Source organism: Arenibacter latericius DSM 15913 (assembly GCF_000424985.1).
GTDB classification, from domain to species: Bacteria; Bacteroidota; Bacteroidia; order Flavobacteriales; family Flavobacteriaceae; genus Arenibacter; species Arenibacter latericius.
Map to the genome: position 1 here is coordinate 1 of NZ_AUKX01000111.1, position 1,180 is coordinate 1,180.

Sequence of the window (1,180 nt, forward strand, 5' to 3'; positions counted from 1 at the left end):
AAGCTGGGTCACCCAAAACCCACGCAACAAAAAGCATTAACAACTGATAAATAGCAACTTATGTTTTTAATGTAACATTTATGTCGAAGTCAGGAAAAAATGGATAGAAGCACTATTATAAAGTTGATGATATACTTTTAACTATAGTGATACTTCTTTTAATTGGTATAAACTGGGATATCTTTCAATTTAATAACAGAGACATAAGTCCATGTAATCATATTAATGATTTTAAAAATTAAAATAATGTTTTGCGATTATTCAGCTACGCATTATTCTTGCACTTATATATGTAAATAGAGAGGTGTATACGAGTATTAGTAAGCTTTGTGAATAGTAGAATAACCTACTTTATTCCGAAAGGTTTTGCTGGTAATTCATTTAGCCAGTTTTTTCCATATTTTTTGTTCAAATAGTCAGAAATAATCTGATTGTTCTCCGTCGCTCTTTTATAGGATAAAGGGTCAACTACACAGTTTTCTTTAACAAGTCCAACTCCATATTTTTCTTCAAACTTTACAAATTCTTTCGGTATGGAGTTATCAATGCCGTGGATTATAAAATTGAGATCTCCTTTTTCAAAAAGTTGATCTATGTCTTCATCGGTGGTATGGGATTCCACAACAGCGGGGATTACATTAATACTACCCTCATTCTGCTCACCTTTTTCCATTAAGCGGACGGTGATTGTATTTTTTTGTTTGGTGATTTTTGAAGGATAATAGGTATAGGCAGCCAACTCATTTGAGGTAAATCCAAATTGGTACTTTCCTTTTTCGGGAAGTGTAATTTGAAAACTTTGCGTTCCGCTGACTTTAATTCTTTGGTTTGTTTCCATAACAAAGAATTCACCTTCTATATTAGTATGGGCTGTTAAGTTTTCAAAAACTACCGTAGCCAGGATTTCTTTTTCCGTGGCATGAGAAACTATGAATGAAAAACTTAAAAGTAAGTATAGAAGGCTTTTAATCATTGTCATTAGTTTTTTTATTAAAAATAGGATAAATCATATTTGTTTCCAATTAACTATAGTGGGGAAGCCGTTTCTTCGTGGATTTAGAATTCTAAATAATATTTAAATATAAAGTAAATAATCCCCGGGGCAAGCCCACGGGGCATTATTTTATTTTTCAAAACAATCTCATTTGACCATCCTTATGTAAGACTTCATATTCCTTTT

Annotated in this window: 1 protein-coding gene; it reads right to left on the bottom strand. The window is 31.8% G+C overall.

Translation table 11 applies throughout. The annotated features are described in order from the left end of the window. Nucleotides 1-346: 346 nt before the first annotated feature. The gene (locus tag H344_RS0116840; protein ID WP_026811332.1) at nucleotides 347-973 is read right to left on the bottom strand and encodes an FEKKY domain-containing protein; all 627 of its coding nucleotides are present in this window, start codon (nucleotides 971-973) and stop codon (nucleotides 347-349) included. Nucleotides 974-1,180: the final 207 nt, after the last annotated feature.